General features: G+C 40.2%; 9 protein-coding genes and 1 tRNA gene. 4 read left to right on the top strand and 6 right to left on the bottom strand.

Going from position 1 to position 14,643, the window contains the following annotated elements; all coding sequences use genetic code 11:
- The first annotated feature begins 16 nt into the window (after positions 1-16).
- From metF to ABDV70_RS06750, 4 genes are all read left to right on the top strand, one after another.
- Positions 17-853, top strand: a complete 837-nt coding sequence (gene metF, locus ABDV70_RS06765) for a methylenetetrahydrofolate reductase [NAD(P)H] (RefSeq protein WP_343596472.1) — start codon at positions 17-19, stop codon at positions 851-853.
- A gap of 24 nt (positions 854-877) precedes the next feature.
- On the top strand, positions 878-1,591 hold the full coding sequence (locus ABDV70_RS06760; RefSeq protein ID WP_343596470.1) for a 16S rRNA (uracil(1498)-N(3))-methyltransferase: 714 nt from the start codon (positions 878-880) through the stop codon (positions 1,589-1,591).
- A 222-nt stretch (positions 1,592-1,813) separates the two neighbouring features.
- On the top strand, positions 1,814-4,087 hold the full coding sequence (locus tag ABDV70_RS06755) for an NADP-dependent malic enzyme (protein WP_343596468.1): 2,274 nt from the start codon (positions 1,814-1,816) through the stop codon (positions 4,085-4,087).
- Between the two features lie 80 nt (positions 4,088-4,167).
- Positions 4,168-5,415, top strand: a complete 1,248-nt coding sequence (locus ABDV70_RS06750) for a multifunctional CCA addition/repair protein (protein WP_343596466.1) — start codon at positions 4,168-4,170, stop codon at positions 5,413-5,415.
- 49 nt (positions 5,416-5,464) lie between these two features.
- On the opposite strand, the gene epmA is transcribed toward ABDV70_RS06750, so the two are convergent.
- The 6 genes from epmA to ABDV70_RS06720 all read right to left on the bottom strand — a co-directional run.
- Positions 5,465-6,439, bottom strand: a complete 975-nt coding sequence (epmA, locus tag ABDV70_RS06745; protein ID WP_343596464.1) for an EF-P lysine aminoacylase EpmA — start codon at positions 6,437-6,439, stop codon at positions 5,465-5,467.
- On the bottom strand, positions 6,436-7,503 hold the full coding sequence (locus ABDV70_RS06740) for a 4-phosphoerythronate dehydrogenase (RefSeq protein ID WP_343596463.1): 1,068 nt from the start codon (positions 7,501-7,503) through the stop codon (positions 6,436-6,438). The genes epmA and ABDV70_RS06740 overlap by 4 nt, the downstream gene beginning before the upstream one ends.
- A 305-nt stretch (positions 7,504-7,808) precedes the next feature.
- Positions 7,809-7,898 (bottom strand) — tRNA-Ser (locus tag ABDV70_RS06735).
- A 168-nt stretch (positions 7,899-8,066) separates the two neighbouring features.
- Positions 8,067-9,374: an MFS transporter gene (locus ABDV70_RS06730; protein ID WP_343596764.1), complete on the bottom strand. Its 1,308-nt coding sequence runs from the start codon at positions 9,372-9,374 to the stop codon at positions 8,067-8,069.
- 451 nt (positions 9,375-9,825) lie between these two features.
- The gene (locus ABDV70_RS06725; protein WP_343596461.1) at positions 9,826-11,001 is read right to left on the bottom strand and encodes a glycosyltransferase; all 1,176 of its coding nucleotides are present in this window, start codon (positions 10,999-11,001) and stop codon (positions 9,826-9,828) included.
- 126 nt (positions 11,002-11,127) lie between these two features.
- Positions 11,128-14,643: Ig-like domain-containing protein (locus ABDV70_RS06720; RefSeq protein WP_343596459.1), on the bottom strand; the 3,516-nt coding region annotated here is incomplete at its 5' end.

The raw sequence follows: 14,643 nt of genomic DNA, 5'->3' as shown, positions 1-14,643 counted from the left end.
CAAAATGGATTTGGATATGACCAAGCACGTTCCTATTTCTTTTGAATTTTTCCCACCTAAAACTGATGCGGGTGCAGAAAAATTACGACTCGTTCATCAAGAGTTACAACAGCTTAATCCCGAGTTTTTCTCCATTACTTACGGTGCTGGTGGTTCAACTCGTGAACGTACACTGGCCGCAATTGCAGATTTTAATGGTAAAGGCACTCCAGTTACCCCACACCTTTCATGTATTGGTGATGATAAAAACCGTATTGCCGAGCTTCTAGATCTCTACAAATCTCAAGGGATTGACCGCATTGTGGCATTGCGTGGTGACTTACCTTCGGGTCAGGTCGGCTTAGGTGAATTGCCTTACGCACAAGATTTGGTTCGCTTTATCCGTGAACATTCGGGCAATTATTTTCATATCGAAGTGGCGGCATATCCTGAAATGCACCCACAAGCTGAAAATTTTGACACCGATATCAAACGCTTTGTTGAAAAAGCACAAGCGGGGGCAAATGCAGCCATCACCCAATTCTTTTTTAATCCAGATGCGTATTTTTACTTTATTGAACGTCTTCAAAAAGAAGGGGTTGATATTCCTGTTGCGCCAGGCATCATGCCAATTACCAATGCAAACAATCTTATTCGTTTTGCAGATGGCACAGGCGCTGATGTACCACGCTGGATTCGTAAACAATTACAAGGTTACGGCGATGACAGCAAAAGTATTCAGGCATTTGGGCATGAGGTTGTTGTAAAACTGTGCGAACGACTCATTGCAGGTGGTGCACCGAGTTTGCATTTTTATACAATGAACACCACAGATCCAACCCGTAAGCTTGTTAAAGACCTCGGTCTGGCTTAATTGTTATAAAGAGTTCCGAACCCTATGAGTAATCGATTTTATATAGAAACAGCTTTGGACGTGAATGAACGTGTCATGCTCACTGAAACCGTATTTCATCATTGGGTTCGAGTACTTCGCGCACAACTGGGGCAACAAGCGATTTTATTTAATGGACAAGGGGGTGAATACCTCGTTGAACTCGATGAAATCAATAAAAAAAATGCCTTTGTTCGTGTGTTATCTTTCCAAGCCGATGACCGAACACCTCATTTTCAGGCCCTGCTTGGGCAAGTCATGAGTAAAGGCGACCGTATGGATTATGCCATCCAAAAAGCCACTGAACTCGGTGTTGCGCAAATTCAACTACTGACCAGTGACCGCTGTGAAATGCGCTTAAAATACGACCGCGATCAAAAAAAACTAGATCATTGGCAAAGCATTGCCATTGCCGCTTGTGAACAGTGTGGAATGAATCGAGTTCCACAAATCCTTCCCCCGATTTCTTTAAATGAATGGTTTGCCCAACCTTTGCCTGAAACCAAATTGGTTTTAGCACCCAATAAACAGGCATTACAACTTTCTGCAACTCAAATTGCTCAGGTCGCATTATTGATTGGCCCTGAAGGTGGGCTAAGTGAAGCAGAAATTGAAACAGCCAATCAGGCTGGTTTTCAAAACTGGTGTATTGGTGAACGTGTATTAAGAACTGAAACCGCTCCCGTTGTCGCGCTTTCAATCCTTAATTATATTGCCTAGCCCTAAAATAAAGTGAGATGATCAGCCTAAACCCTGATTTATTTCACTAATCATCTAAATTCTTCACCTTCATCACAATAATTTATAGAAATACCATTATACATATAAAAAATTAAGCACTTTTGAACTGTGCGAACTTAAAAACTAATGCTATATTCGATTAAATTTTTTACCAGATCATCCCTTGATGATCTGGAATCACCTGTCGTATATGGGATACAAATGGACGATCAAACACTCAAACAACAAGCGCTGAATTATCATGAATTTCCACGCCCTGGTAAAATCAGTGTTACACCTAGCAAGCAATTAAGTAACCAACGTGACCTCGCTCTTGCTTATTCGCCTGGTGTTGCAGAGCCTTGTTTAGAAATCGCACGTGATCCATCAACGGCAGCCCGTTATACTGCGCGCGGTAATCTTGTTGCTGTGATCAGTAATGGTACTGCTGTTTTAGGTTTAGGGAATATTGGGCCATTAGCGTCAAAACCTGTTATGGAAGGTAAAGGCGTTCTCTTTAAAAAATTTGCTGGGGTTGATGTTTTTGACATTGAAATTGCAGAAAATGATCCCGACAAAATTGTCGATATTGTTGCTGCATTAGAACCAACCTTTGGTGGGATCAATCTGGAAGATATTAAAGCGCCTGAATGCTTCTATATCGAGAAAAAATTGCGTGAACGCATGCAGATTCCTGTATTCCATGATGACCAACACGGAACAAGTATCATTGTCGGTTCAGCATTGCTCAATGCATTAATTCTGACTGGCAAAAAAATTGAAGATATTAAAATTGTTGCATCAGGTGCAGGTGCAGCCGCACTTTCTTGTTTAAATCTTCTTCGTGCTTTGGGCGCAAAAAGAGAAAACATTACTGTCGCTGACTCGCGTGGTCTGTTAACCACTTCACGTGAAGGTCTGGACGACTCTAAAAAAGAATATGTACAAGACATCCCTCAAACCCAATTGCATGAGGTTATGGATGGCGCGGACATGTTCCTTGGGCTTTCTGCAGCAGGTATTCTCACCAAAGATATGGTGAAGAAAATGGCTGAAAATCCAATTATCTTTGCTTTGGCGAACCCAGATCCTGAAATTTTACCTGAAGATGCACATGCAGCACGTCCAGACGTGATTATGGCGACAGGTCGTTCAGACTATCCAAACCAAGTGAACAATGCGCTTTGTTTCCCTTATATTTTCCGTGGTGCGTTAGATGTCGGTGCCACAACCATTAATGAAGAAATGAAAATCGCCTGTGTCCACGCAATTGCGCGTATGGCACATGTCGAAGCTGATGCTGCAACCTATGGTGAAAAATCAGCAGCATTTGGACGTGACTACATTATTCCTCGCCCGCTTGACCAACGTCTTATTTTGGAAATTGCACCTGCTGTTGCAAAAGCTGCAATGGACTCAGGTGTTGCAAGCAGACCGATTGCCGACTTTGCAGCGTATCATCAACAACTTTCAGAGTTCGTTTATAACTCTGCGTTTATCATGAAACCAATTTTCGCTCAGGCAAAAAGTGCACCAAAACGTATTGCCTATGCCGAAGGTGAAGATGTTCGTGTATTACGTGCTGCGCAAGTTGTTGTAGATGAAGGCATTGCACATCCAATTTTAATTGGTCGCACCAAAGTTATCGAAGAAAATATTCAAAAATTAGGCTTACGCTTAGTGAATGGTCAAAATATTGAAATCGTTGACCAAGAACAAAATCCATTGTACGAAGCATTCTGGAAAGACTACTACGATACAATGCAGCGTAAAGGTATCACCATTGAATATGCGCAACGTGAAGCACGTCGTCGTTCAACTTTAATCGCCTCTTTACTGGTTAAATTTGGTAAGGCAGATGGTATGTTGTGTGGTACATACAGTAGCTACGACATTCACCTTGACTTCGTGCGTAATGTAATTGGTCTAAAAGAAGATATGAACAACTTCTTTACGCTAAACGCATTGATGCTTGAAGACCGTAATCTGTTTATTGCCGACACCTATGTCAATACCAACCCAACGGCTGAACAACTTGCTGAAATGACCATTTTAGCGGCTGCTGAAGTACGTCGTTTTGGTATCGAACCACGTGTTGCATTGTTGTCACATTCAAGCTTTGGTAGCAATGAATCTGACCCAAGTGCGCAAAAAATGCGTGAAGTTTATCGCCTACTTGCAGAACAAGCACCTGAGCTGGCTGTTGAAGGTGAAATGCATGGTGATGCTGCATTAGACGAAAGCATTCGTCATTTTGCATTCCCAAATTCACGTTTCAAAGGTTCAGCGAATTTGTTGATTATGCCTAACCTTGATGCGGCAAATATTTCCTTCAACTTGTTAAAATCAACATCAGGAAATAATGTCACGATTGGGCCTATTTTATTAGGTGCAGCGAAACCAGTTCATATTCTTACCCCGACAACAACGACTCGTCGTTTGGTAAATATGACTGCTTTGACTGTGGCTGAAATCCAACAGGAACAACAAGCTTAACCTTGTACAAAAGCACACTGAACAGGCTTGTGTAAACCTCTATTCTGTAGCATGATTGCCTTTAGAATAGAGGTTTTTTCATGCGAATTTATTTAGTCGGTGGAGCAGTCAGAGATCGACTGCTGGGTCACCCCTATCACGAAAAGGATTATGTAGTTGTTGGTGCGACGCCAGAGCAACTGCTGGCACAAGGCTATCAACCTGTTGGTAAAGATTTCCCCGTTTTTTTACATCCCGAAACCAAAGAAGAATATGCACTCGCACGGACAGAGCGCAAACAAGGGCATGGTTATCATGGATTTGAATTTTTTACCGCCCCAGAAATTACTTTAGAACAGGATCTCATCCGTCGAGATCTCACAATCAATGCAATGGCACAAGATGAAAATGGCATTGTTTATGACCCATATCATGGTCAACGTGATTTAGAACAGAAAATTCTGCGCCATGTTTCCCATGCGTTTGTGGAAGACCCGCTACGTGTTTTGCGCGTTGCACGGTTTGCTGCCCGATATTTTGAATATGGTTTTCGTATTGCAGATGAAACTCTGGCACTCATGCAGAAATTGGCGGTTTCAGGTGAGCTTGATAGCCTGACACCTGAACGTGTCTGGAAAGAAACTTCTCGCGCTTTAATGGAAAAAAATGCCGAAGTTTATTTTGAAGTTTTACGTGAATGCGGCGCATTAAAGGTGTTATTCCCTGAAATTGACGCACTGTTTGGAGTACCACAACGTCCTGAATTTCATCCTGAAATTGATTGTGGGGTACATACCCTGTTGTCATTACGTCAAGCTTGCCAAGCCAACTATAGCCTAGATGTGCGTTTTGCCGTGTTGGTTCATGACTTAGGAAAAGCACTCACCCCTGTTGATATTTTACCTCGACATATTTTGCATGAAGAACGTGGTGTTTTACCTGTTACAACAATTTGTGATCGTTTAAAAGTCCCGACAACCATGAAGCAACTGGCTTTGGCCGTATGTAAAGAACATCTCAAATGTCATCAGGCATTAAAATTAAAACCGGGGACATTGTGGCGTTTACTACAGCGATTGGATGTGTTGCGAAAACCTGAGCGTGTGGAAGCATTTATTCAGGCGTGTGAATGTGATGCGAAAGGTCGTTTGGGGTTAGAAAATCGCGCCTATCCTCAGGCAGATTATATGCACAAAGCTATTGAATGTGTACGCTCTATTAAGGCACAAGATTTGCCCGCAGAAATCAAAGGCCCTGATATTGGTGAAATGCTAATTCAAAGACGAATTGATGCCCTTTCTCAATTAAAAAAACATGCTGCAATATTAATCACAGATGAACATTGCTAAATATTCTAAATAAGTGCGCATAACCTAAAACTATGCGCACTTGGTACATTTATGCAATATCTGCTGGAAAGGTAATGACTTTTTCCAGTTGTAGCTTGTTTTGAGCGATCATTAATAAACGGTCTACGCCTAATGCAATACCAGAACAAGCAGGCATGTGTGGCAATGCCGCCAATAAATGCTCATCTACAGGCATGATAGCCAGTCCTTGCTTTTCTCTTTCTGCATTATCCGCATCAAAACGCTGTCTTAGCACATCCGCATCGACCAGTTCATCATACGCATTTGCTAACTCTAGACCTTCGATATAGACCTCAAATCGAGCAGCAACCCACTCTCCATCATCGTCTTGTTTAGTTTTAGCTAAAGATGCCATTTCAGGTGGAAAATCAGTTAGAAATACGGGAGCATCAAATCCTAAACTTGGCTCAACAAAATGTGAAAATAATAAATCCATATATGCCAACCGATCATCCCCCAAGTCAAGATTTAACCCGACCCGATGGGCTGTATCTTTTAATTCTTTGAGCGTCGCTTGTAGTGGATTTAGATCTAAACGGTCTTGGAATGCATGTTTGTAACTCAGCACAACTGGGCGAAGTTCACCAAATCGTTCCGCTAGACATACATTGAGTAAATCTGCTGTTTCGTGCATCAAATCTTGCAAACTAAATTGCGGGCGATACCATTCAAGCATGGTAAATTCACTATTGTGTTTGCGCCCGTGTTCATCATCCCGAAAAACTTTACAAATTTGATAAATTGGCCCACTACCACTCGCGAGTAAACGCTTCATTGCAAACTCAGGCGAGGTTTGTAAATAATGTGTTTGTAATTGACCATTCACATGCCTTTTAGCCACAACAGATGCCAAATGAACATCGGTTACACCTGCCTGCGATAAAACAGGTGTTTCAACTTCAAGGACTTCACGTGCAGCAAAAAACTGACGAATGCGTTGATAAAGCTCAGCACGTGCCTTTAATGCGGCCAAATCACAAGTCGGTTGGTAAGACTGGCTCATGCAGCAGGCCCTCCATGTGCAGCCCATTCCCGGCGTAGCGGATAATTTTTTCTGAGTGCATCAAAGGCAGGTTGATCTACAAATCCATTAACCACACAAGCACGCAAGCTAGCATCGTCCTGTGCAATATCATATATCTGGGTTAAGTGTTGGCTTAAAGCCTGCTTGAATGGCACATGGGTAAAATAATCTGCACATGTTGGCAGTTGTGTCCGAAAGTCTTTGTTCGCTGTTTTTTGATTATGCTGACAAAAAGCCTCATAGATCATCTGTGTACCTCGTGCTTTGCCTTCTAAGCTATACCCAGCAATATGCGGTGTAACCAAACTGACCAAATCAAGCAGTTCTTGAGAAATGACAGGTTCATGCTCAAAAACATCTAAAACAACCTGACGACCAGTTTTTAAGATGTCTGCAATCAATGCACTTTCTTCGATGACTGGCCCGCGTGAACTATTAATTAAAATTGCTTTTGGCGATAAGCGTGCCAAGCGTTGTTCATTGATCAGATGATAAGTTGGACACTCACCTGTTTTCGTTAAAGGCACATGTAAAGAAATCGCATTGGCTTGTTGCAACAAGACAGAGAGTTCAACCTGTTTGATATTTTCATGCTGTACAAATGGGTCATACCCTAGCACTTGCCAGCCCATTAATTCCGCCATGAATGCCAGTCTGCGCCCAACATTGCCAAGCCCAATAATACCAAGGGTAAAGTTTTGTTCGGCATGCAAAAGTTCAGGCTGCAAATGCAGTAATGCAGTAATGACATATTCTGCAACCGCTTGCGCATTACACCCTGCTGCATTTGCCCATGTAATATTATTTTGTTCCAGATAAGCAATATCCAGATGATCAGTCCCGATCGTTGCACTTCCAACAAAACGAACAGGTGTCTGGCTTAATAATGTCTGATTCACCTGAGTCACAGAACGTACAAGCAATGTATCGCATTTGGTCAAATCTGACTGTTTTAGCGTTCGTCCTGGTTTGGTTTCTATTTCAGCGAGCTCAGAAAAAAAATAATCTGTAAAAGCAAGATTTTCATCAGCAACAATTTTCATGTGCAACTTACCGCAAAATTCAATTTTAAGCATCATAACTGCTCGTAAGGAATTGCGCTATCCTTGATGGCACATGACTTGCCCGTACATGTTATTTAAGCAACGGTTGAGTACTCATTTAATATTCTCTGCACTTACATAAGCTGAAAGTCACACAAAGATAACCTTCGTTTTTGATGGCAAATAAATAATTTTTCTGAGTATATTTAATTTATTGGTTTATTTACGATGTAATAAACCAGTTTTATTCAGAATAAAACAAGCAAAAAAAAAAGCCCTTGTAAAAACAAGGGCTTTTTAGAATTTGGCGGAAGCGGTGAGATTCGAACTCACGGAGGGCGTGAACCCTCGTCGGTTTTCAAGACCGGTGCATTAAACCGCTCTGCCACGCTTCCATGTGCGAAATAATATAAAGATTCTGATCTTTGATCAAGTAATTTTTCAATCAAAAACAAACAACTGCATATTGTTTCGCCAAATTTTCAATTTATGCTTTAAAAGTAAGCGAATTTAATTTCCATCGATGATTGATTCACCAAAAACTCATCCGCTCTAGACTTCTTTTAAGCCTCTACAGCAACAACTTCCTGTGAAGTATGCAATTTAGCAACCATAAACACATAACATGTCGAGATTAAACTCACCACTGCTGCTGTCATAAGCCAAAAAGCAGGAGCACTTTGACTACCCGTTTGTCCAACAATATAAGTCGCAATCACAGGTGTTAATCCACCGAATACAGACGTTGCCAGACTATACGCAACAGAAAAGCCTGCTGTACGAACAGTTTTAGGCATAATTTCAGTTAACGTCACAACAAGTGCACCATTATAGAAACTATATAAAACAGACAAAATAAACAAAACTTCTAGCATATGCGCAAGGCTAATATTACTCGTTAGCCAACTTAATAATGGATAAGCGCAGAATAAGATCAGGATGGTCATGCTCATCAAAATAGTTTTACGCCCTAACTTGTCTGCCAATATTCCTCCAATTGGTAGGAAAATAAAGTTGCTTACCCCGACAAATATCGTTGCAATCAGACTTTGATTACTGGTCAAATGTAAAACTTCTTTACCATAAGTTGGCGTATAAACGGTAATAAAATAGAACATTGTGGTGGTGGTTGCGACCATCAACATACCCGCAATAACCACTTTCCAATTTTGTGCTAATGTAGAAAGAATTTCTTTTGTAGTTGGGTGATGTTTACGCGAAGTAAATTCTTCTGTTTCCTTCAAATTACCACGTAAATAAAAAATCGCTGGAATAATCAAACATCCCACAATAAATGGAATTCGCCATGCCCATGCTGAAACTTGTTGCTCTGTAAAAATTTGGTGAATACCAAATCCTAACAGCGCAGCAAAAATAACTGCAACCTGTTGACTGGCAGACTGCCAACTGGTGATAAACCCTTTATTATGCTTATCTGCAATTTCTGAAAGATAAACAGATACGCCACCAAGTTCCACACCTGCTGAAAAACCTTGTGCCAAACGCCCCGCAAAAATTAAAATCGCTGCTGCAATCCCAATAGATTCATAACCTGGCGTAAAAGCAATAATAACGGAACCCAACGCCATAATACTTAATGTCACCATTAAGCCTTTACGACGTCCAATCCGATCAACATAAGGTCCTAAAACCAATGCACCTATTGGGCGCATTAAAAAACTTACAGCAAAAATCAGAAATGTCTTAATCAGAGCAGCATATGCACTTTCAGACTTAAAGAAAGTCTCACCAATAAATTTGGCATACAAGCCAAATAAAAAGAAATCATATTGTTCTAAAAAATTGCCGCTTGTCACATTAAAAATCGCACGTACTCGAGATGTACTCTGCTGCTCTACTTGAGCTTGCATCATCTGATTCTCCATAATCATTGACCATTTTTTCACCTAAAGCATAAAATGTAATGAGCGTAGAAAACTTAATTTAATCTTAAATTAGCTTAACAATTAAACAAAATAACAACTTTTTTATATAAATATGCTTAATAATTAGTTCCTTTCACCATTTTCCCCATCAAATTTCGAAGATTAGAATGTTTATCATTTCTTTCTTGCTATTTTTATTATGAAATAATCTATACAGAAGTCTTAAAAATGAATTACCTTTAATTAATATATTGCTTTATAAAATTTCATTGTTTCACTATCTGGAAATACAGGATGAGGGCTAGATCACTTTCAACCTAAGCATGGAGACACTTCTTATATTCACCTTAAACACCCCATCATAAAAATTGCTATATGATATAGCAATCAATATAGCATTTTAAAAATAAAAATTATTCGATAAAAACTAATCTGACTAAATTTTAATATCAATATTTAAACTATTAAGCTTATTTTTTAATTCTAGATAAGACTGAGTTTTATCATTTAAAATCATATCCCGATACGATAAAACCTGACTTTCTAGTCTTTTAATTAAATCATTTGGAGCAACATTAATTAATAATTTAAATGCTTCATAAGATTCATCCATCATCCCGATTTTAAATGAATTTAAACACCATTCATAAATAATCCAGTAGTGATAAATATCTCGATTCACAAACAAGCGATTACCCTGCGGAAACACTAATGTACGACCTTGTTTTGCAAAACAATATGCAAGGTCATATCTTTTATTCCAGTTATGAATACGGGCTAACTGATACCAGCATTCTGTTCGTTTTGCATCGTGGCTTACTCCTTTTAACCAAACTGAAATTGCATCATCTATTTTTTCTTGTCGTTCAAGCAATAAACCTAATTCGATATAACTACAATAAATTTCATCACTCCATCCATTTTGTAGTTCAATACGTTTTTTATACCAATGAATCGCCTGATCTATATCTCCAGCATCACGATACGATTGGGCACAATAAAATGCATAACGTGGTAAAAGTTCTTCATCTTCTTTTTGTTCAAATGCTGTTTTTAATATTAAAGCATCTTTTGAATATTTATCAGATTGTTTACTCCGATTCCCTTGGCGACCCGATACAACATAGTAATCACCTTCTATTGTCCCAAATGTTATGCCATGATTTTTGTTATCAATAAACTCATGTAACACACTACGCCAATAAAAACCAGCATCATTTTTTAATAATAATTTTCTCTGATAACGTAAACTTTTTGATTCGCTACTCATATTCATTAAATAACTGTCTTTTTCTAAGACCTGTGGTAATTTAAATACACCCTCAAAATAATCATCCGCATCAAAAATTAAAATATAATCGCTTTTACCTGAACATCGTTGCAAAGCTAAATTTCTGTTATGGGAAAAGCTTGTCCATTCGTCCTGATAGATTTCACCTTGAATATTTTTTTCTTGAAAAAATTGTTTTATTTCTTCTATTGTATTATCTGTTGAACCTGTATCACAAATCACCCATGTATCAATTTCAATATGATCACAAATATTTTTCAATGTCTTTTTTATAATATGTGCTTCATTTTTAACAATCATATTCAAACATATTTTTTTCATCGTTTTTCCACGAAACTTTGTCTTTAACAATATAGCACATTATTTATTATAAAATCATTTAACCTATTATTTTTAATCATAAAAAAGAGAGCCCAAAGGCTCTCTTCCATCGTAAAATTTAGATTATCAGAACAATAGCTGTTGGTTTTTGATTAATTCATCTATTGTCAGATTTCCTGATGTTTGTGCTGTATCTAATACCAGATGTAATAATACCCCAGATGGCAATGCACCTCCTGCATCACGATCAACAACGACGTCATACTTCGTATTTGTCGTATCTGTCTGATCTTTCACAATACTCACATAATCATGAATATTCCCTGCATTCGCATTGCTATCTAATAACTTGTGAATATCAATTTTGTCAGCATCAGTATCTGTACCCACCTTACCTACATGGAAATTATTCCATGTATCTGTACCATTACCACCTGTCGCATCGGTCTGATTCAGCACATTATACACTGCTGTATCAGAACCACCGCCAATCAGGCTATTAAAGGTATCATTGCCAGCACCACCATTTAAGTAGTTGTTACCCGCACCACCATTTAAGATATCGTTGCCATCACCACCACGTAGAATGTCGTTACCCGCACCACCATTAAGGGTGTCATCGCCCTTTAAACCGTAAATATGTTGACTACTAGATGCACTTGAGTTACCTAAGCTCTCACTATTATCTGTACCCATTACGATTGGTGAAGACGTACCACTAAGCAGGCTTTTTAGAACACCAACGTCAGCGATTGTACCGTTAGTATATGAAGTCGAATGACCCGCCAAGTCTGTTGCGGTAACTTTTAAATTACTCAATAAACTTAGATTAAGAACACCTCCTAATAGGCCACCACTCATCGTTACAGATGCCAAGAATTCATTGATTTCCTGATTGTCCAGTGCTGCCCCAGATGCCGATTTAATCGTAATTACTGCATCATTACCTATTCCAAGAACAGATAGCGTACTCGTTTGAACCTGAACATCGTAACCAAATAACGTCTTCAACTCAGATGAGAAGTTGAATTTTTCACCACCTAGCCCCAATGCTGATCCAAATCGGATTTCAACGGTACTTAAGTCATCATTTGGATCTGCTGCGGCAAATACCTGCTTATCCAAGCTAATAGCCCCAAGAACATCTGCATTCAGAATACCTAGTAAAGCATTGTTAGAAACTGCAGCAACAGGTGCTGTAGCATTCGTAATCGTTAAATTAAATGTATCATTTGCAACATTGCCTGCCGCATCTGTTGCTGTCACTGTCCAATTATGATTACCCGCCGTCAATGCTGTTGCTGGTGTATAACTCCAATTACCATTGGCATCGGTCGTCAGAGACACTGCCGTACCACTATCTTGACTCAAGGTCACCGTACTGCCAGGTTCAGCCACACCATATAGCGTTGGGGCATTGTCATCAATGGTTACACCTGAGTATACGTTGCCCGTATCTCCACCCGCATGATCCTGCGCACCCCAAATGGTAACCGCTGGTGGTGTAGTATCTAGTGTGAATGTATCTGCTACAACACTCACCGTACTTACGTTACCCGCAGCATCTTTGGCTGTTGCGGTAATACTATGATTACCATCGATCAGTGGATTGGTCGGTATAAATGTCCAATTGCCTGAACTATTTACAGCTGCCGTACCAATTGCTGTACCATTATCAGAAACAGTTACCGTACTATTGGCTTCTGCCGTACCTGTAATGGTTGGCAATTTGTTATTGGTCAATGCAGGAATATCACTGGTGATGACAGGTGCATTGATGACCGTATCTACGACAAATGTATCTGCCGTAGTTGCCGAACTTTCATTCCCAGCAGCATCTTTGGCTGTAACAGTAATGCTATGATTACCATCAATAAGCGGACTGGTTGGTGTAAATGTCCAATTACCTGAGCCATCTACAGGTGCCGTACCAACTGGTGTGCCATTATCATAAACAGTTACCGTACTGTTGGCTTCGGCTGTACCTGTAATGGTCGGCGAATTATTATTGATCGAACCAGTAATATCTGCACTTGTAATCACAGGTGTATTTGGGGCGATAACATCAGCAATGTTAATGTTTAATACCGCAGTATCACTAGATGCGACATTCGACAAGGTATAAGTGAATTGATCTGTTTTCCCTGCTGCATGAGCATCGCCATTCAAGGTGTAGGTATAAGCACCATTTTTATCAATAATTAAAGTACCGTATTGACCAACGATGCTCGTTGTTGAACCATCTGTTTGAGATATGGCAACACCATTCACTGCAACAATTGTACCCGCATTAATTAAACCCAGAACATCCGCTTGAGGATCTGCATCGCTTATCACATTGCCAGTCACTTGTGATGTTGTGTAGTGACTTTGAGTACCATTAATCGTTACATTCGTACTAGACAGTACTGTAGCCAAGTTATCAACAAGATAAGTCGAAATCGTACTTAATAAACTGTTAGCTGTTGGCAAAACAACACCTGCTAACAATGGTACTCCAACTAAACCATTCAGTACTTGTTGCACACCTAAATCAAGGGTTAAGCCATTCACAGTACTCAATAATGGATTGAGCACACCACCAGTAATTAAGTTTGCAACCACCCCTCCGCCTAAAGCAGTATTTAAAGCGTCTACAATCAAAGTCTGATTAGACTGACCTAATACTGCACCATCAGAGGATAATGCCGTTAGATTTAATCCTCTGACTAAATCACCCAATGCGCTATTGGCTTGTACAACCACACGATAGTCGCCCTCAGGCAAATCCTTCAGGTGTACTGCAACTGTATTTCCATCATTTACAACACCTAATACACTTAGGCCGAGTGCATCTGCAACTAATCCAGAGTTGCTGGTTGCTATTTCAATGATTTGATTGGTATGTGCATCCACTATCAGCACATTAATACCACCAGCCACTGCCACTAAATCATCATGACTTACGGTAATAACAACATCGCCTTCATAACCTTTGCCTGCATTTGCACTATTTTGTGGAATTGCAAATCCAACAGAGCTGGTATTGTTACCTGTAACACTCACGTCAATGATGCTACCAACCCCAAGCAAACTGACATTATTTGCATTAATCGTGGTTAAGGTCTCATTATCCAAAGCCACTGGATTTAGATTTTTAATATCATCTTTAGCATCAACTGCTGTATCAATGGTCACTGCACCTAACTTGCTCGTACTACCCACATTGCCCGCGGCATCCACTTGATGGATTTGCACCATCCCTGCGGTATAGCTGCCTTCTGCCAGGTTAAAGCTGTTGCCTGTTCCAGTCGTCCAAGTCGTACCGCCATCGGTGCTGTATTGCCACAATGCGCCAGTTTCAAGACCCGTGGTATCCACATGGATCGTGCCATTGCTGCTGATGCCGTCACTGTTACTGCTTCCGGTATCCACGGCTAAGCTTGGTAGTGGCAGGCTCGCTGGATTGGTTTGGTCAATGGTCACTGCACCTAAGCTGCTCGCACTACCCACATTGCCCGCGGCATCCACTTGACGGATCTGTACGGTACCTGCGGTATAGCTGCCTTCTGCCAGGTTAAAGCTGTTGCCTGTTCCTGTCGTCCAAGTCGTACCGCTATCGGTGCTGTATTGCCACAATGCGCCAGTTTCAAGACCCGTGGT

This window comes from Acinetobacter sp., from assembly GCF_039596015.1.
Lineage (GTDB): Bacteria > Pseudomonadota > Gammaproteobacteria > Pseudomonadales > Moraxellaceae > Acinetobacter.
Note: the sequence above shows the minus strand (reverse complement) of the source record. Positions and strands in the feature narration are given on the sequence as shown.

Coding starts and splice junctions, on each gene's coding strand:
- metF (WP_343596472.1), top strand. CDS start 17: ATGACCAAGCACGTTCCTATTTCTTTTGAATTTTTCCCACCTAAAACT.
- ABDV70_RS06760 (WP_343596470.1), top strand. CDS start 878: ATGAGTAATCGATTTTATATAGAAACAGCTTTGGACGTGAATGAACGT.
- ABDV70_RS06755 (WP_343596468.1), top strand. CDS start 1,814: ATGGACGATCAAACACTCAAACAACAAGCGCTGAATTATCATGAATTT.
- ABDV70_RS06750 (WP_343596466.1), top strand. CDS start 4,168: ATGCGAATTTATTTAGTCGGTGGAGCAGTCAGAGATCGACTGCTGGGT.
- epmA (WP_343596464.1), bottom strand. CDS start 6,439: ATGAGCCAGTCTTACCAACCGACTTGTGATTTGGCCGCATTAAAGGCA.
- ABDV70_RS06740 (WP_343596463.1), bottom strand. CDS start 7,503: ATGAAAATTGTTGCTGATGAAAATCTTGCTTTTACAGATTATTTTTTT.
- ABDV70_RS06730 (WP_343596764.1), bottom strand. CDS start 9,374: ATGCAAGCTCAAGTAGAGCAGCAGAGTACATCTCGAGTACGTGCGATT.
- ABDV70_RS06725 (WP_343596461.1), bottom strand. CDS start 11,001: ATGAAAAAAATATGTTTGAATATGATTGTTAAAAATGAAGCACATATT.